The organism is Micromonospora sp. NPDC005171 (assembly GCF_040608575.1).
In the GTDB taxonomy this organism is placed as follows: Bacteria; Actinomycetota; Actinomycetes; order Mycobacteriales; family Micromonosporaceae; genus Micromonospora.
In genome coordinates this window covers 16,198-32,199 of sequence record NZ_JBEXIM010000017.1, presented here as the reverse complement: position 1 = coordinate 32,199, position 16,002 = coordinate 16,198, and the positions used below count along the sequence as shown (strand labels likewise).

At 68.4% G+C, this 16,002-nt stretch carries 22 protein-coding genes; 13 read left to right on the top strand and 9 right to left on the bottom strand.

Translation table 11 applies throughout. The annotated features are described in order from the left end of the window. Nucleotides 1–165 precede the first annotated feature (165 nt). Nucleotides 166–588 carry a GntR family transcriptional regulator gene (locus ABZU74_RS20630; RefSeq protein WP_355426125.1) on the bottom strand — a complete coding sequence of 141 codons (423 nt, stop codon included), beginning with the start codon at nucleotides 586–588 and terminating at the stop codon, nucleotides 166–168. 551 nt (nucleotides 589–1,139) lie between these two features. Here ABZU74_RS20630 and ABZU74_RS20625 point away from each other — a divergent pair. From ABZU74_RS20625 to ABZU74_RS20610, 4 genes are all read left to right on the top strand, one after another. Next, entirely contained in the window at nucleotides 1,140–1,475 is a 336-nt protein-coding gene (locus tag ABZU74_RS20625; RefSeq protein ID WP_355426122.1) for a hypothetical protein, read from the top strand. A gap of 91 nt (nucleotides 1,476–1,566) precedes the next feature. Further along, nucleotides 1,567–1,812, top strand: a complete 246-nt coding sequence (locus ABZU74_RS20620) for a precorrin-4 C11-methyltransferase (RefSeq protein WP_355426119.1) — start codon at nucleotides 1,567–1,569, stop codon at nucleotides 1,810–1,812. A 149-nt stretch (nucleotides 1,813–1,961) separates the two neighbouring features. Continuing rightward, nucleotides 1,962–2,783 (top strand): GntR family transcriptional regulator, encoded by an 822-nt coding sequence (locus tag ABZU74_RS20615; protein WP_355426116.1) that lies wholly within the window; start codon nucleotides 1,962–1,964, stop codon nucleotides 2,781–2,783. Then, nucleotides 2,771–3,547 carry a glycosyltransferase gene (locus ABZU74_RS20610; protein WP_355426113.1) on the top strand — a complete coding sequence of 259 codons (777 nt, stop codon included), beginning with the start codon at nucleotides 2,771–2,773 and terminating at the stop codon, nucleotides 3,545–3,547. The genes ABZU74_RS20615 and ABZU74_RS20610 overlap by 13 nt, the downstream gene beginning before the upstream one ends. Here ABZU74_RS20610 and ABZU74_RS20605 read toward each other — a convergent pair. The 5 genes from ABZU74_RS20605 to ABZU74_RS20585 form a co-directional block, all read right to left on the bottom strand. Continuing rightward, complete coding sequence (locus ABZU74_RS20605; RefSeq protein ID WP_355426110.1) at nucleotides 3,537–3,974, bottom strand: hypothetical protein; 438 nt, start codon at nucleotides 3,972–3,974, stop codon at nucleotides 3,537–3,539. The genes ABZU74_RS20610 and ABZU74_RS20605 overlap by 11 nt on opposite strands. A 51-nt stretch (nucleotides 3,975–4,025) precedes the next feature. Beyond that, nucleotides 4,026–4,433 carry a hypothetical protein gene (locus ABZU74_RS20600; RefSeq protein WP_355426107.1) on the bottom strand — a complete coding sequence of 136 codons (408 nt, stop codon included), beginning with the start codon at nucleotides 4,431–4,433 and terminating at the stop codon, nucleotides 4,026–4,028. A gap of 80 nt (nucleotides 4,434–4,513) precedes the next feature. Then, a complete protein-coding gene (locus ABZU74_RS20595) occupies nucleotides 4,514–5,311 on the bottom strand; it encodes a hypothetical protein (protein ID WP_355426104.1) in 798 nt (265 codons plus the stop codon). Between the two features lie 10 nt (nucleotides 5,312–5,321). Beyond that, nucleotides 5,322–5,645 carry a hypothetical protein gene (locus tag ABZU74_RS20590; RefSeq protein WP_355426101.1) on the bottom strand — a complete coding sequence of 108 codons (324 nt, stop codon included), beginning with the start codon at nucleotides 5,643–5,645 and terminating at the stop codon, nucleotides 5,322–5,324. A gap of 1 nt (nucleotide 5,646) precedes the next feature. Continuing rightward, nucleotides 5,647–6,396, bottom strand: coding sequence for a YbaB/EbfC family nucleoid-associated protein (locus ABZU74_RS20585; protein ID WP_355426098.1), 750 nt, complete (start codon nucleotides 6,394–6,396; stop codon nucleotides 5,647–5,649). Between the two features lie 187 nt (nucleotides 6,397–6,583). Here ABZU74_RS20585 and ABZU74_RS20580 point away from each other — a divergent pair, with 187 nt between their 5' ends. From ABZU74_RS20580 to ABZU74_RS20560, 5 genes are all read left to right on the top strand, one after another. Further along, a complete protein-coding gene (locus ABZU74_RS20580; RefSeq protein ID WP_030489556.1) occupies nucleotides 6,584–6,979 on the top strand; it encodes a hypothetical protein in 396 nt (131 codons plus the stop codon). 175 nt (nucleotides 6,980–7,154) lie between these two features. After that, entirely contained in the window at nucleotides 7,155–8,750 is a 1,596-nt protein-coding gene (locus ABZU74_RS20575) for an FtsK/SpoIIIE domain-containing protein (protein ID WP_355426095.1), read from the top strand. Beyond that, the gene (locus ABZU74_RS20570; protein ID WP_121676974.1) at nucleotides 8,747–9,013 is read left to right on the top strand and encodes a hypothetical protein; all 267 of its coding nucleotides are present in this window, start codon (nucleotides 8,747–8,749) and stop codon (nucleotides 9,011–9,013) included. The genes ABZU74_RS20575 and ABZU74_RS20570 overlap by 4 nt, the downstream gene beginning before the upstream one ends. Before the next feature lie 3 nt (nucleotides 9,014–9,016). After that, complete coding sequence (locus ABZU74_RS20565; protein ID WP_112671649.1) at nucleotides 9,017–9,205, top strand: hypothetical protein; 189 nt, start codon at nucleotides 9,017–9,019, stop codon at nucleotides 9,203–9,205. Beyond that, nucleotides 9,202–9,738, top strand: coding sequence for a DUF2637 domain-containing protein (locus tag ABZU74_RS20560; protein ID WP_355426091.1), 537 nt, complete (start codon nucleotides 9,202–9,204; stop codon nucleotides 9,736–9,738). Before ABZU74_RS20565 ends, ABZU74_RS20560 begins: the two co-directional genes overlap by 4 nt. A 26-nt stretch (nucleotides 9,739–9,764) precedes the next feature. On the opposite strand, the gene ABZU74_RS20555 is transcribed toward ABZU74_RS20560, so the two are convergent. Continuing rightward, a complete protein-coding gene (locus ABZU74_RS20555; RefSeq protein WP_355426088.1) occupies nucleotides 9,765–10,118 on the bottom strand; it encodes a hypothetical protein in 354 nt (117 codons plus the stop codon). A gap of 95 nt (nucleotides 10,119–10,213) precedes the next feature. Here ABZU74_RS20555 and ABZU74_RS20550 point away from each other — a divergent pair, with 95 nt between their 5' ends. The 4 genes from ABZU74_RS20550 (at nucleotide 10,214) to ABZU74_RS20535 (ending at nucleotide 14,152) form a co-directional block, all read left to right on the top strand. Next, nucleotides 10,214–11,971 (top strand): replication initiator, encoded by a 1,758-nt coding sequence (locus ABZU74_RS20550; RefSeq protein WP_355426085.1) that lies wholly within the window; start codon nucleotides 10,214–10,216, stop codon nucleotides 11,969–11,971. After that, nucleotides 11,968–12,153, top strand: coding sequence for a helix-turn-helix domain-containing protein (locus ABZU74_RS20545; RefSeq protein WP_030329852.1), 186 nt, complete (start codon nucleotides 11,968–11,970; stop codon nucleotides 12,151–12,153). Before ABZU74_RS20550 ends, ABZU74_RS20545 begins: the two co-directional genes overlap by 4 nt. After that, entirely contained in the window at nucleotides 12,150–13,586 is a 1,437-nt protein-coding gene (locus tag ABZU74_RS20540) for a site-specific integrase (protein ID WP_355426082.1), read from the top strand. Before ABZU74_RS20545 ends, ABZU74_RS20540 begins: the two co-directional genes overlap by 4 nt. Before the next feature lie 68 nt (nucleotides 13,587–13,654). Further along, a complete protein-coding gene (locus tag ABZU74_RS20535; protein ID WP_355426079.1) occupies nucleotides 13,655–14,152 on the top strand; it encodes a hypothetical protein in 498 nt (165 codons plus the stop codon). Between the two features lie 324 nt (nucleotides 14,153–14,476). Here the strand turns inward: ABZU74_RS20535 and ABZU74_RS20530 are convergent, their stop codons facing one another. Together ABZU74_RS20530 and ABZU74_RS20525 are read right to left on the bottom strand one after the other, a co-directional pair. Next, entirely contained in the window at nucleotides 14,477–14,698 is a 222-nt protein-coding gene (locus tag ABZU74_RS20530) for a hypothetical protein (protein WP_355426076.1), read from the bottom strand. Nucleotides 14,699–14,850: 152 nt separating this feature from the next. Beyond that, nucleotides 14,851–15,570, bottom strand: a complete 720-nt coding sequence (locus tag ABZU74_RS20525) for a hypothetical protein (protein ID WP_355426073.1) — start codon at nucleotides 15,568–15,570, stop codon at nucleotides 14,851–14,853. Nucleotides 15,571–16,002: the final 432 nt, after the last annotated feature.

Here is a 16,002-nt window from a genome sequence, read left to right as displayed (position 1 = left end):
TGAACGGTCTGTCGTTCTGCGCGGCCCTCGGGGCTTCGCCGCTTCCGCGCCAGCCGCCGGGCGTCTGGGGTGGCCGGAGCAGAGCGGCAGGGGAGCGCAGGCCGCACGCCCCGGCGGCCCGTTGCGGGCCGCCTTGAGGACGTATCGAAGGTACGATCTGTTGTTCTATTGCTCCGCCTGACGCAGTCGGTAGGTCCTGACAACTTTCCCGACGGCCCCATCAGTTCGGGTGATGCTCTGCTGTTCCACCAAGGCTGCGCCGACCTCGACAGCGAAAAGGGCTGCAAGCTCCGCGTCGGCGGCGACTTGGCGCTGCCGTGTTTCCGTTCCGGAATCCTCGTCTAGCCCACCCTCGTGCTGGCGAGGGGTTGTGTAGGTCCCGCGTCCGTGTTCAGTGGCCACCAGGCCCGCCTCGCGTAACGCGGCTATTGCCTGACGAATCGTGCCTCGCGCTGCTCGAAATTCGGCGGTGAGCGCGCTCTCGGTCGGTAAGAGAGCTCCGGGCGGAAGGGCGCCGCTCGCGATGCGTTCTCTCAGCTCATCGGCTATCGCGCGGTAGCGGGGCTGTCCGTAGTGCGGGGTGGGCACCTGCTCACCGTACCTGGCACTTGTCTTACCAAGTGCCAACCAAGCGACCAGATTCCATGTCTAGACAACTCGTCCACTTGTAGCTACGTTTCCTTGTGTGCGGCTAGGGTGACGGCTCGTGTCAGGGGTGGTCTCGCGTCGGCCCCGGTCGCACCTGATGCGCGGCGTCCTGTCGGACCGGTTGCGGTAGCCGCGCGTAAAAGTTGGCTCGGCGATACCCGACCCGTCCGGCGTCGGACGGTGCGCCGTGCCTTCATCCAGGCCGGTGGCCGGCCGCATTCCCCCGTGGCTGGCCACCGGTCCCCGTCTACCTGTGGAGGTGCGATGTCCAGCTCCCATCGTCGACACCGTTGGTTCTCGTCCTGGTGGTCTCGGAGGCGCCCATCTGCCCGGTATGCCAGCGGCAACGTTCCGTCGAGTCCTCTCGCGGCTCCTACGACTGCCTTGCCTCGATGGTCGACGGGCGCCACCCGTGAATTGCCTGCGCTCCGGTATGCGCCCTCTATGACGCGGGCTCAGCTCTATCGAGGCAACGGCGGGCGGTGGCCGCGATGAGTCGCACGAACAAGCCGGCCGCGGTCACGAGCCATCCGGACTGGTGCGCCCCGGATCGCTGCGGCTACCTGGTGCCGCCCGTGATGGCACACATGGCCCGCCGCCATCGCGGCTCGATGCAGCGGGTCGGCGAGAGTCGTTCGGGCGGGCTCGTCGTCACGTACCTCATCAGTGCTGAGGCTCTGGGTGGTGCCATGGTCGGCGTTCACGTGACGTGCCGGGGCGGGAACGCCTGGGCAGAGTTGTCGTTGCCGCAGACGGTCGAACTGGCCCAGCAACTTAGCGACCTCGTAACGCAGGTACTCGGGCTGGAGGGGGTCGACGATGAGTGAGGGTGTCCCCGTCACGCAGGGTCGGCCGCCGTCGTCGATCGCGGCGGTCGTGTGCCCGGTGTGGTGTCGGGGCTGTGGACCGAATGACCTGATGCACCGCGGGCTTCTCGCCACGATCGGGCGGGAGCGGACCGGCTGGATTAGCGTCCAGCTGCTCGTTGACCGGTTTGCCCGCCGGGACCTGGCCGTGAAGCTCGACGCAACCCGTTACGGCGCGACGCAGACCGTGCTCCTGTCGCCCGCGCAGGTGGACCGGCTCATTGACGAGCTGACGCACGCCCGCCTGGAGATGCTGATGCCGGCTGATGGAGACGTGCGGGTGGGGGAGACGCGGTGAACGCCAACAGCCGTCGGGGCGTAGCCGTTCCTCGTACTCCTGGCCTGCGTCCTGCGCGGCCACCGCGAGCAGCGGTAGCAGTGCCGCCGGTTCCTGAGCGGCCCGCGGGCGGGACCACCTGGCAGACGTTGGAACGTCTAGGGGGTACGGTGACCGGTGTGCAAGGCCGGGACTGGCGCCCTCGCTACCTGCAACTCGCGGAAGAGTTGCGGGCAAAGATCGTGAGCGGGGAGCTTGCCCCCGGCACCCTGATGCCCAGCGAGACCGAGTTGGCCGACACCTCGGGCCTGTCGCGCACCAGCGTCCGCAACGCCATCCGGCAGCTTCGGGAATGGGGCCTGGTCCGCGCGGAGCAGGGTCGCGGCACCTACGTGCGGGCACCCCGCCAGCGGGTACGCCGTCGCAACACCGAGCGGTACCAGTGGGAGAAGGATCGCGTCCTGCTCGACGAGGACGAGCGGCTGAAGACCGGTGCCACCGAGCACGACACCGGCCTGACCGTCGACGACCTGAAGTTCCACGCCGAATACTCCCGGGTCGAAGCTGACGCGGAGATGGCGGCGGCCTTGCAGGTCGAGCCGGGTACATCTCTATTGCGTCGGGTCTACTGGACGTCGTCGCGGCACGAGAATGCGCCGCTGACCGTGTCGTACTCCTATCTGCCTTATGACCTGGTGGCCGCGAACCCGGACCTGCTCGACGCCGGAAAGGAACCGTGGCCGGGCGGCACGCAGCACCAGCTCTACACGCTGGGCATCGAGCTGGGCCGAATCGACGACGAGATTCGCGCCCGCCCACCGTCGCCGGATGAGGCCGAGTTGCTGGACATCGACCCGGGGGTCTCCGTGCTCACCGTGCGAAAGACCTCGACCGACACCGCTGGCCGAGTCGTCGAGGTCGCCGACGTGGTGATGCCGGGCGACCGCACCGAGCTTGTCTACTCCCACAAACTCCAGCGGTGGAAAACTTGACGCAGCTCGTCTCGGTCATCACTCCGGTCCACGCGCCCAGCATCGAGTACCTGGCTGGCGCCTACGAGTCGTTGGTCAAGCAGGAGATGCCTGACGGGTGGGACTGGGAGTGGCTCGTCCAGGAGGACGGGCAGACCGGTGCCCTGGTCGACGCGCTGCCGGATGATCCTCGGATCAGTTTGGGCACCGGCCGTCCCGGTGGGCCGGGTGTTGCCCGTACTCTCGCGCTCTCCCGCGTCTCTGGGGAACTCATCAAGGTGCTGGACGCCGACGACCAGTTGACCCCCGGCGCGCTCGGCCGGGACATCGCCGCGTTCGACGCGCACCCGCAGATCGGCTGGACCACCTCGCGGGTACTCGACCTGCTGCCCGATGGTTCGACCGCCGGATGGGACAAGGACCCGGCCGGCGGGGTTATCGACCGCGGTTCGGTCCTAGCGTTCTGGCAGACCAACGACTACCGGGCATCGGTGCATCCGGCGACGCTGTGCCTGCGGCGGGATCTCGTCTTCGCCCTGGGCGGTTGGATGGCGCTGCCCGCCTCCGAGGACACCGGCCTCCTGCTCGCCGCCAACGCGGTCGCGGCGGGCTACTTCACCCGGGAGTACGGCTTGCTCTACCGCAAATGGCCCGGCCAGGTGACCAGCCAGGCCGCGCACCGGGAACCGGCCGAGTACCAGGCACGGATGAGGATCATCGAGGCGAGAGCCAACGCCCTGGCTTTGAAGATCCCGAACGGCTTCGGCGACAGCGCTACGGCGTAGCCTCGTGCCCCGGCATCCCGTGGGTACGCCGCCGTTCCTTCATCTCGGCCTCGTAGATGTGCCGTCGGCCCCCGACTAGCTTCTCTCGCGCGTCCCGCTCGATTTCCTGGAACGCGGCGTAGTAGCCGTCGTCGAACTCCTCCACGATCTGGAAGGTCCAACGGCCGGGCAGCAAATTCCGGCCAAGTAGCTCTTGCTCCACCCGGTCGGCGACTTCGTCGTGTCCCGCCTCGCGCAGCAGCTTGACCACCCGGTCGAGGGTTAGGTCTGCGCCGCCGACGAGCTGGTGCGCCGAGTAGAGGTGCCCACGCACCCGGTGAATCGTCTCTAGTGCCTTGCTCAGCTCACCGAGTGCTTCAATGGTGGTCTCGTTCACGCCATCCGGGCGAGAGTGTTCGTCATCTACCGAGTTGCTGTCGTACGCCATGGCCTCCCGATACCCATGGAAACGCGGGCCACGCAGGGGGAAAGCAGCGATCTAACTCGTCTGCTGTTCCTTCAAACCCTGGATCAGCTGGCCGACCCCTCGATAGATCAGCCAGAAGAACAGGGCGATGAAGGCGCTGGTCAGCAGCGTCCACGGGTCGCCCAGTGCCACGCGGACCAGTGCGTACAACGCGAGCGCCACCAGGGCGACGAGGAGCACTCGGCGAAGCCCGCCGAGGGAGTGGCTGGCCGAGACCAGGCGGGATCGCGAGAGGCTGTGGCCGTCACCTCCCGTGCGGGCTCGTAACACCGTCACCACGATGACGATTACGGCGACCTGGGCGACTGCGCCACCTACCGCGAACGGTAGGCCGGGGATCTCTCCTGCGCGGAGCATCCCGATGCCGCCAACGGTGAAGCCGGTGAGAAGGACGACCAGGACGATGCCGGCGCGGATCACCCGGCGGGCACCTAGACGCGCTGCTGAAGCGTCAGGCAGTGGGATGCGGTCCTGGCGTGGGTGCACGGGCGGGGTCTCCATCAGGGCTTGACGTTCCAGTCGAGGGACTTGCCACCGTCGTAAACTCGACCGTTCGAGATGTCCGAGACGAGGGTAGGCCAGTTGCCGCCCGGCAGGCCATCACTGTTGTGTAGCCGCTGGTCAAGGTCCCGCATCTGGGTCCAGAGTGTCGTCAGGTAGGTGATGGCTGCCGTGACGACGGCGGTGGTGAGTGCGATCGCCTTTGCCGTGGAAGCTCCCGCGCCAGCGGCTGCCGCAGGGGCGGTGATGATGCCGAGCGCCGCTGCAGCTGCCACGATCAGTTCGATGACGTACGGGAGGACCACTGCTGCGACACCGATCCAGAAGGCGATGATTCCGGCGGCAACCTTCCAGAGCGCGTCGTCCAACTCATCGGTCGCGGCCTTGATGGCGGCGAGGGCCTTTCCCTGTAGTGGGAGCAGCCCGGTGTAGGCAGTCGCGGCAGTTCCGCTCCAGTAGTCGTCAACCCGTAGCTGTCCGGCGTCGACCCTGGCCGCCTGCTCGTGTGCTGGACCGCCGACGTGCTGGGTCCAGGTCTCGCCGTGTGAGTAAAGCGTCCACGGCACGCCCCATCGGGTGAGGAACTTGCCCACCTCGGAGAAGAACTTGGCGACAAGGTCGCCGAACTTGCGGAGAAGGTCGAGCGCGTCCTGTGCGAACGGTCCGAGCCATGGGAGCTTGTCGTTCACTCGTCTGATGATCTCGTTCGCCAGCCGTTCTACGCGCTGGATCCCGTCGTTGATGGAGTCAACCAGCTCAGCGAACTCGCCTTCGGAAAGCGGGAGGGGGCGTGACACCGGTTGCTCCTCAGTAGATGTTGTTCAGGCGGTGAACGGCGTCGGCCTCATCGCGCTCGTATCCGTCCGCAGCGGTCCGCAGCGATGTGGCAATCGTCTCGAACGTCTCGCTGCCCTGGCCGAGAAGCCGAATCAAGCGGTCCTGAAGTTGCTGGTAAAGCTCGACGAGGCCGACCTTGTCGCCGATGTAGGAAAAGTGCACGGCGGCGAGCTCAAGGCGGGCCGCCACCTGGGCGGCTTCTCTCATGATGTCCCCGGAGTCGTCCCATACCGCCGCGTCCTTGCGGAGGGCTTCAATCGAGACTTTCAACTTCCCATCGCCGGGTGGCGGCATGTCAGTTGCTCCTTGGTGCCTGTCGTGGTGCCAACCCGAGATTGGCGAGAAGCTGGGCAGGATCGCCGGTCATGCGGTCCAGCTCGTTGTACGGCCACGAGTTCCGCAAGGGTGTGGCATTTGCCCGGTCGGCGTATGCCTGTCGGACTGCCTCGGTGACGGCTGCACCCAACTGCGGGGCGTGCGCGGACCTGAGCCACGATTCGTCGAAGTTGACCCCTGATAGGTGTTCACCGTTCAGGCTCACCCGGACTCTGCCGTCCGCGTCGGTGGTGGTCGAGCTGGACAGGGCCGCTCGCTCTGTCTCGCGTTCGAGATCGTCGAGTCGTGCGAACGAATCCCTGAGCACGTAGAGGAGGCTCCGGGCGTAATTGATCGACGATTCGTCAACCGGATCAGTCGGAGTGGGGACCGGGGATGGTTGTTCGGGCAACCGAGCGTCGACGTCGTCGGTGGCAGCCTGGCTGACTCCATAGGCCCACGCTTCTGACCGACGGCGCGCAGCTTCGTCAGCAGCTTCCACGATCGCCGCGCCCAACTGCTCGGTGGTCATGTGCCTCCGCCAGTGCGGGAGAACTTCTACCGCGTCGATCCGCCCGTCAGGGCCCAGGCCGATGCGCACGACTTCGTGTGAATCCCACGCTGACGACTCAGCCGCGGCACGATCGCCTGCCGCGAGTCGTCCAGACAATTCTTCCGCCTGCCGGCGTAGCTCCTCTAGCTCGGCGAGATCGTCGAGCGCGTCGCTCACGGAATCGCTCCTCATCAATCAGGTTGTCGCTTGGCTCCACAACCTAACGTGCCTGCTCGGTTACCGCTGTCCCCGAGCTTTTGTGCTGCGCCGGCGACCGGCGTGGGCCAACTTGTTGACTTGTCTGCCAAGTGCCGTCTACCTTGGACGCAGCTTGGCAGACAAGCTAACAAGTGGAGGTTGAGCGATGGCTCTGCGTGGCGGTACGAGGTTCGCGGTGCGGTGTGAGGACGTGTTCCCGGCGGGGTGCGCGTTGGTGCCCGAGTCTTTGGGCGAGGTCGAGGACTACGACGAGAAGACGGGCCGGCGTAGTCCGGCCAAGGACAAGCTGACCGGTCAGCGGGTGTGGCAGGTCCGGGTGATGGACCTGGATCCGGAGCTGGGAAAGCGGTCGCGGGAGACGACGGTGAAGATCTCGGCGGACTATCAGCCGGTGCCGCCGACGGGTGGCCTGTTCGAGGCGGTGGAGTTCGACGGCATGACCGTCACGCCGTACGTGGGCAACAACGGTCGGATGGCGTATTCGCTGCGGGCGACCGGTATGCGTGCCCCGGCGGGCGTGGCGGCGAAGGCGGCGCAGTAGCCGGATGTGGTGGGGGCGGGGCTGTCAGGTCTTGGCGGACGGCAGCCCCGCCCTCTGTCTCTTTCCCCTGCTCTGTCGAGAGAGGTAGTGACATGTCCAAGCGTATGCCTGCCGTCCTGCGGCGGCCCACAGTGGCGGGTGCGTGATGATGCGCCGGCCGCGTGGTGAGGTCGTGATGACCACCGCTGGGGACCTGGTGGTGATCCGGCCGCGTCGGCTGGAGCTGCCGGTGTGGCTGATCGCGCTCGGCCTGGTGCTGCGGTGGCTGTGGCGGGGCCTGTGGTGGTGTCTTCGCCACCCGGTCGCCGTCGGCCTGGTCGTGGCCGGGGTGACCTTCTACCGGGAGTTCGGCCGATCCGGTGTGATCGTGCCCGTGGTCCTGGCCGCTGCCGTCTCGGCGCTGTGGCGGTGGCGGCACGAGTCGTCCTGGTGGACCTGGTGCGCCGGTCCGATCCTCGGCCGGTTCCGTCAGCTCTTCGTCTACCGGCGGGCCTGGCGTGAGGCCATGACCCTCTGCGGCCTAGCCAAGGTGTACGACCATCGCACGGTCCTGCCGGAGCTGCTGCGGGTCCGCTCGGATCAGGCGCTCGACGTGCTGACCATCCGCATGGTCCGCGGCCAGACACCGGAGGAGTTCCAGAAGGCGACGGCGAACCTTGCGTACGCCTTCGGCCGGCGGCATGCCCGGGTCTATTCCGAGCGTCCCGATGACCCGCCGACCCGGTCGGGCTACTGGGCGTTGGTCCTGGGCGCGGTGGATCGGCTGCGGTTCCGGGACCGGCCGTCGGTGGTCTACCTGGTGGTGGTCCGCACGGACGCGCTGCGCACCCTGGTCGATCCGTTCGACGTCCCGTCGGTGCCCGATTTCACCGCTCTACCCCTGGCGCGGCGGGAAGACCTGCGGCACTGGTGCCTGCACCTGCTCGCCACGCACGTCCTGATCGGGGGCGCCACCCGCTCGGGTAAGGGCTCGGTCCTGTGGTCGCTGGTCCGCGTCCTGGCCGGTGGGATCTCCTCCGGGCTGGTCCGGCTCTGGGTGATCGACCCCAAGGGCGGCATGGAATTCGCCATGGGCCGTCCGCTGTTCGCCCGGTTCGCCTGCAAGTCGTTCGAGGCCATGGCCGATCTGCTCGACGAGGCCGTGACGGTGATGCGCGAGCGGCAGACCCGGCTTGCCGGCGCGGTGCGGATCCACACTCCGACCCTGGATGACCCCCTGGTCGTGGTCGTCATCGACGAAATGGCGGCACTGACCGCGTACCTCCAGGACGTCGACCTGCGTAAGCGCATCGCCGGTTCGCTCGGTCTGCTGCTGTCGCAGGGGGCTGGCGTCGGCGTTCTGGTGGTGGCCGCGTTGCAGGACCCCCGCAAGGAGGTGCTGCCGTTCCGGGACCTGTTCCCGACCCGGATCGCTCTCGGCCTGACCGAGGCCGCTCAGGTCGACCTCGTGTTGGGCGACGGTGCCCGCAACCGGGGTGCCCTCGCCGACCAGATGCCCCGCTGGGCCAAGGGCGTCGGCTACGTGATCCTCGACGGCACCCCCGAGCCGGCCCGGGTCCGCTTCTCCTACATCTCCGACGACCACATCCGGGAGTTGGCCGCGGAGTACCCGGCGCCGGCCGACGCGGCGGACATCCTTGCTCAGGTCGGCCGGGAAACCGCCACCGAACCGACCCGGCCGCCTCTGCCCCGGCAGCGTCGCGGACCGCTGCTGCCCGACTCGCTGCTGAACATCCTCGACCGGGACACCGACGGGGGTGAGCCGCGGTGACCGCTCCGACCGACGGCCGGACCTTCTACCGGCTCCGCGCCCCCGGCACCGACGGTGCCACCAGTACGGCCGTGTCCGTGCGCGTCGACCCCGCCCGGCCCGACGCGTACCCGGTCTATCTCGCCGTCGGTGGCGGCCGGCGCCGCATGTACCTGACCCCCGACGAGGCGTGGGCGCTGTGGCGCTGCCTCTCCGAAGCGGTGGCCTCCCTCGGTGAGCCGCCGGACCACATCCGTACCCGCGTCGCCCCGGCCCGGAGGTAACCGATGTCCCTCAAGAGCTTCTTCCTCGGCACCCACCGCCTCAAGCCGCTGCACATCGAACTCAACGGCTCCCCGGACCGGCTCGCCGGTGCCCTGCACGGCCTGGCGCACATGGTCAACCGCCGCCGCGACCTCAACGGCCAACAGATCTGCATCATCCTGACCGTCCGCGACACCAGGGGCGGCCGATGATCCGCGCTGAATCCGGCATCCGGGTGCTGATCCTGCTCGTCGTCGGCACCATGGCTGGCGCCGCCGCCTTCACCCACGTCCACGACCTCACCGTCGCCCACGGCCAACCCAACTGGATCGGCTGGGCCAACGCCGTAGCCGTCGAGCTGATGGCGATTTACCTCGGCCTGGAGATCCGCGCCCGCCGCCGCAACGGTCGCCCCGTCGGCCTGGTCGGCGTGCTCCTGATCGCGTTCGCGCTGCTCTCCCTCGCCGCCCAAGTCGCCGAAGCCGAACCCTCCGTCTGGGGCTGGATCGTCGCGGCGGTGCCCTCGCTGGCCTTCCTCGCCCTGGTGAAGGTCGTCCTGTCCAGCTTACCCACCGCTGCGCCGGTCCCTGAGGCCGATCAGCCGCAGGGCGATTGGTACGACGAGCCGCAGCTTGTCGAACCCGCGCCGCCGGCTCCGGTGATGCCGCCGGCATCAGCCGCGATGCTGCCTCCGATCAAGGCCGTCCAGCCCAACCGGCCCCAGGTCGTCGGGATCATCCGATGACGGCCACCCTCGCCGCCGGGCGGCGGCTACCGGAACTCGTGCACGACCTCGATCAGGCCGACGATGTGAGTGTTGAACTCGTCCAGCTCCTCGGCCGGCACCCACAGCTCCAGAATGGTCTTTCCCCCTGCCTGGCGTACCGGGTACCGACTCAGGAACTCCGACTCCACCCGGAAGCGGGTCACGTAGCCGACGCCGGACACGGGCACGTTCCAGTCCCGGGCGATCATCACCGCGTAGTCCTCGTTCAGGACCGGGTAGAAGATCGGCTGATCCGGCAGGCGCGGCGGCCACGCCCGCCATCCGGACTCGCGGACGAGATCCAGCTCTTTCGGCCCGGTTGGGCGCCACAGCACCGTCGTACCGTCATCGCTGCTCATGTCGACCTCGCCGCTCGGATTCTTGGTGAGCCCGGACAGTACCGGCGGACCCGCACCCCGGACCACCGCATTCGACTCGCGGTAGGGGTCGGCCGATGACCGCTCCCACCCTGCCCGGCCTCGAACCCGCCGCCCCGGCCCCGGCTGCACCTCGGCCGGGGTCGCGGGCGGCCCGCATGGCGCTACCCCGCTCAATCGACGTCCTCAAGGACATCGCCATCGAGTACGGCGTCTGCGTCCGCCCCCTCGCGATGCGCCGCACCGACCTCGACACCGGCCTGACCGAGGTCATCGACCTACCCTGTGGGGCGACCCGTGAGGACAAGTGCCCGCCGTGCGCCAAGAAGAACCGCCGGCTACGGCAAGCCCAGATCCGCGAGGGCTGGCACCGCGACGACGAACCGCTACCCGGCCCGGAACCCGCGACCGAGGCGCAGAAGTCACTGATCCTGTTCCGCGCACACCTGGAGTTCTCCCGCGACGAGGCCGTACGCGCAGCCCAGTGGGACCAGGTAACCGACCTCGACGAGGCAATCCGCGAGGTAGAGGAAGCCATCGCCGCTGAGGGTCTACGCGGGCGCGTTGGACCACCTCACGCTAGCGACGACGAGGACCAGGACGACGAGCCCGGCCCACGGCGCAAGCGCTCCACCAAGCGGCGCCAGGATGCCCCGGAACTGCCTCGGCGCAAGGTCGAGCGCCGCACCGTCGGGAAGACCTACACCGCCCCGGACGGCGCCACCTACCAACCGTCGATGTGGCTCACGCTCACCCTCGACTCGTACGGCCCGGTCCGCCCCGACGGCACCCCCGTCAGCCCGGCCAGGTACGACTACCGCCGCGCCGCCTGGGACGCCGTCCACTTCCCCCGGCTCCTCGACCGCTTCTGGCAAAACCTCCGACGATGCGAGGGCTGGAACGTCCAGTACGCCGGCTGCGTCGAGCCGCAACGCCGACTCGCCCCACACGCCCACTTCGCCATCCGCGGCACCATCCCCCGGGACGTGCTCCGCACCGTGGCGGCGGCGACCTACCACCAGGTGTGGTGGCCCTCGGTTGACGTCCAGCGCTACACCCTCGACCGGCTCCCGATCTGGGACGAGCGGGCGGCCGCATGGGTCGACCCGGACACCCGCGAGCCACTGACCACCTGGACGGAAGCCCTCGACGCCATCGACGACGACCCGGACGCGGAACCGGTGCACGTCGTGCGCTTCGGCGCCCAGGTCGACGCCCGCGGCGTCATGCCCGGCACCGAGGACGCCGAACGGACCATCCGATACGTCACGAAATACATCACCAAGCACACCGGCGACTGCCACAAAGCGACCACCGACCGCCAGCGCAAGCACCTCGACCGACTCTGGCAGCAACTCCAGCTCACCCCCTGCACCGATCGATGCGCCAACTGGCTGCTCTACGGTGTCCAGCCCAAGAAGGCACACGCCAAGCTCAAGCCCGGCCGCTGCAAGGGCAAGGTCCACCAGCGCGACACCCTCGGCATCGGCGGCCGGCGCATCCTCATCTCCCGCGACTGGTCCGGTAAGACCCTCGCCGACCACAAGCACGACGCGCGGGCCTGGGTGCGGGCACTGCTCGGTGTCACCACCGACGGTACGCAGTTCGTCGACGACCAGGGCGACACCACCGAACGGGTCCGCCACGCCTGGGAACTCGCCCGACCCGACGATCCCGACGTCGGCCCGATGACACACCGGCTCATGCGGTCGATCAGCGAACGCGCCCGCTGGCGATCTGAACTACTCGCCGCCAAGGACCGGGCCGCGCAGGGGTCCTCAGATCTTTCGGCAACTCAGCAGAGCGCACAGCAGGACGGGGAGGAGAGGCAGTGAACGAGGAGTTGTTGACCGTGCCGGAAGTGCTCGCCGAACTGCGCGTACCGCGCTCGACCTGGTTCTACTGGCGGCAGACCGGCAAGGGACCACGGGTAATCAAGCTCCCGAACGGGCAGCTGCGGGTCCGCCGTTCGGCGCTCGGTCGGTGGCTCGGCGACCTGGAGCAGGACGCCGCATGAAGAGTTACGAGGTCCAGATCTGGGAGATCGGCAAGCGCGCTGACCGGAAGGCTCGGCCGTGGCGGGTCCGCTGGGCGGTGAGCGGGCAACGCTTCGAGGACATGTTCCGTACCAAGGCCCTGGCGCACTCGTTCCGCGCCGAGCTGGTCCAGGCGGCCAACGCGGGGGAGCCCTTCGACCCGGCCACCGGCCGCCCGGTCTCCGAGGCCAGAACCAAGAACCCCACCACCTGGTACGCGCACAGCCGTGCGTACGTCGAGATGAAGTGGCCCCGGGCGGCAGCCAAGACCCGGCGGTCGATCGTCGAGGCGCTGACTTCGATCACGGTCACCCTGACCCGTCCGGCCAAGCGGGGCCGACCGACTGACGCGCTGCTCCGTGAGTCGCTGTACCTCTACGGCCTCAACCCGCGCCGCTGGTCCGACGAGATCCCCACCGAGCACGCGGCTGCCCTCGCCTGGCTGGACACCGCGTCCCTCCCGGTCGTCGAGCTGGACTCACCCGCGGTGATCCGCCGCGTCCTCGACAGCCTGTGTGTACGCCTCGACGGCAAGCCTGCGGCGGCCTCCACCGTCCAGCGGAAGCGGGCGACCTTCTACAACGTGCTCGGGTACGCAGTCGAGCTGGAGCTGATCGCCTCCAACCCGGTCGACCGGGTCCAGTGGACCGCCCCCGAGGTAGCTCAGTCCATCGATCGGCGGGTGGTGGCAAACCCGGCCCAGGTCGCCACGCTGCTGGAGGCGGTGAAATCTCTCGGCAAACGCGCCGACAAGGTCACGGCTTTCTTCGGCTGCCTCTACTACGCGGGTATGCGCCCTTCGGAAGCGGCCGACCTGCGGCGAGAGGACTGCGACCTTGCCGGCCGGTGCGCCGACTGCGGGGCGGACTTCGACGACCTGGCGGCGGTGAAGCCTTCCCGGTCCTGCGACCACGAGAAGATCGAACATCGCTGGGGCCGCCTGGTGCTCGCCGGCACCTCGCCGCGCGCCGGGTCGCACTGGACCGATGACGGCGGCTCTCACGAGCGGCGCGGACTCAAGCACCGGGGGAGGGCCGAGACTCGTACGGTCCCGATCCCGCCCCGGCTCGTCGAGCTGCTGTGCGCGCACGTCGAGAATCACGGAGTCAGCCCGGACGGTCGGTTCTTCCGGGGCCTGCACGGCGGGCCGCTTTCCGAGTCGGTCTACGACCGGTGGTGGAAGCTCGCCCGCGAGAAGGCGCTGACCGAATCGCAGGTCGCCTCGCCGCTGGTACGTCGGCCCTACGACCTGCGGCACGCGGCGGCATCGCTCTGGCTGAATGCCGGCGTCCCGCCGACCGAGGTAGCCCGGCGCTTGGGTCACGGTGTCGCCGTCCTCCTCCGGGTCTATGCGAACTGCATCGATGGGGAAGGAGACACGATCAACGACAAGATCGGGAATGCCCTCGGGTGACCCGTTGTTGCGGACAGGGCTGCGGTAGGTGACGGCAGAGTGGTTGGCTGAAAGGGCAACGGCGCTTCGTGAGTGATCCGATGAACTTCCTGGGGGATTTCAGGCTGCAGACCACCGTGTCCAGCCGGTTGGCGGACGAGGTGGCAGAGGCCATGGCCGAGCGTGAGGCCGAGGAGGCAGAGCGTGCGGCCGAGGAGGCCGAGCGCCAGGAACGGGCGGAACAACGTGAGACGGAACTCTTAGAGCAGAACGTTGTCCTTACGCAGCGGTTCTCGGACTTCGTGACGAAGGTGGAGAGCGACCGGGCTGACGACCAGCAACGGCTTGAGCGCGCTGAGCAGAGAGAGCTTGAGGCTCTCGCGCTGGCCAAGGACAGTCGGCGCGTGGCTTGGATTGCACTGCTGGTCGCGATCGTCGCGATGGTTGTGCCCCTTATTTGGCCTTCCGACCAAACCAGCGCCCCGGGGGTGACGCCTTCCGTGTCGGTGCCTACGCCCGCCAGTTCTCCCGCCTCCTCGGGAGAAGTTGGCAGGCTCTCTGGTTCGCCGTTGCCCTCGGCTTCCTGAGACGTTGCGTGAGTCTGGGGCGTGGGCAGATGGTGGGCGGCTGACCGGGCCGCTTCTATCCGGACGAGTAAATTACCAGTTCACAGGCGTTGAGGCAGCCAAGATCGCGGACGCCCTGTAAATCCGTCGCGAAAGCTTCAGAGGTTCGAATCCTCTACCCGCCACCAGGTGCAGATGCGGCCCCTGACCAGCAGAGATGCTGATCAGGGGCCGTTGTCGTTGATCTAGCGAAGTCTGGTTGAGGCAAGACGATTACGACTGGTTGTGGGCAGCAGATCGTGGGCGGTTCGATCTTGCCCCCCCCTGGTGCCGAGGGCACGCCCGCTACCACTTCCGACGCCATTCGAGGCGTCCTGGATGCGCCACGGCCGGAGCGTCTCCGCGTTGGACGTACAGCACCTCATCCTCAACCCACCAGACGTCGCCGGCACGAAGGAAGACCGGAGCTTCCAACGTCAGGGCAAGAAGACAGCCGCCAGAGCTGTCAGGCAACCCTTCCAGGTTGACCACCAGGACCGCCTGGTCGGCGGTGACGGGCTCGGTCATCACGCCACCATTTTGCCGCGAGGGCGCCGCAGCTTTTGTGGACGTCCTGGCGGTGGAGTTGCTTCCGCGGCCCGGTGACACGGTGGTGCCTTCGAGGCAATGTCGTAGGTCATGATCAGGCCGCGTGGGCCACGCCGCCCGGGACCGGCAGGTCAGCGCGGGTGGTAGACGACCGCTCTGACACCTGAGTCCGTGCGGACCGACGCGGCGATGCGGCCACGGTCGTCGAGGTCGACGACCTCCCCGTACGTGCTGATCCCGGCGAGGCTGAGGTCGTGCAGGACGCCTCGTCGCCACAGCGCCGGGCGGGAGCTTCCGTCGGTGGCCTGGGAGATGGCCAGGATCTCGCCGCGGTTGTTGATCGCCCGCAGTTCGGTGAAGCTGCCGCCGAGAGTGCCGACGTCCAGGGCGTGGCCGTGCCGCCAGAGGATGCCGCGGGGGAACTGGTCGGCCGAGAACTGCCAGCCGATCACCCAGCCGCGGTCGTTGAGGGCGTACGTGTTGCTGCGGTTGAAGGGGCCGGCACCGAGGTCGGTGACCCGGCCGTTGTGCCACCGGGCGGCGTGGAAGGCGTCCGGTGGCAGGTACAGCCCACCCGAGACCTGGCCGCGGTCGTTGACGTCGGTCGGGGTGAACGCGCCGAGATCGCTCATCCGACCGTGGTGCCAGAGGAATCCGCGGTAGGTGCCGTCGGTGGCCTGGGCGCGGCCGACCACGTCACCGCGGTCGTTCATGGCGCTGGCGAAGCTGCTGTCGCCGCCGAGGGTGCCGAGGTCCACCAGGCGGTAGCTGACCAGGGCGTCGGGGGCGGACGCGGTTGGTGCGGCCGTCAAAGCGGCCGCGAGGAGGGCGGTGCCGAGGATGGATGGCATGGGACGGCTCCCTTCGGAGCGTCGCCGGGCGAACCGTGCGCTCAGCGTAGGCACGTCCCGTCGCTTCGTCAGGGTGCCGTCACATGGCTGACAGCCTCGCGGTCCGTCCTGCTCACGAACGGCGGGGTGCGGGAACGGCGGGACCCGAGAACCAATGCTGGTGAGTGTCGGCGCCAACCGGGCGAGGCCACTCGGATCTCAGCCGTTGAAGGGTCTGGCCGGCGATGTCTGTCGTGGGTCGGGTGATCATGCAGATGTTCGAGGCCCCGGTCGGCTCGGCATCGGTGACGCGGAGGAATGTCCCGGCGAGCGCGCGGCCGGTGATCAAAAGTAGCCCCGGCTGTCGTAGGGGGCGCTGGCGCGGGCGGTGATCGGCGATATGCGTTTCGGCGCGCGGGACGTGGGCCCGCTGTGAGACTGAGCGAGTGCCGG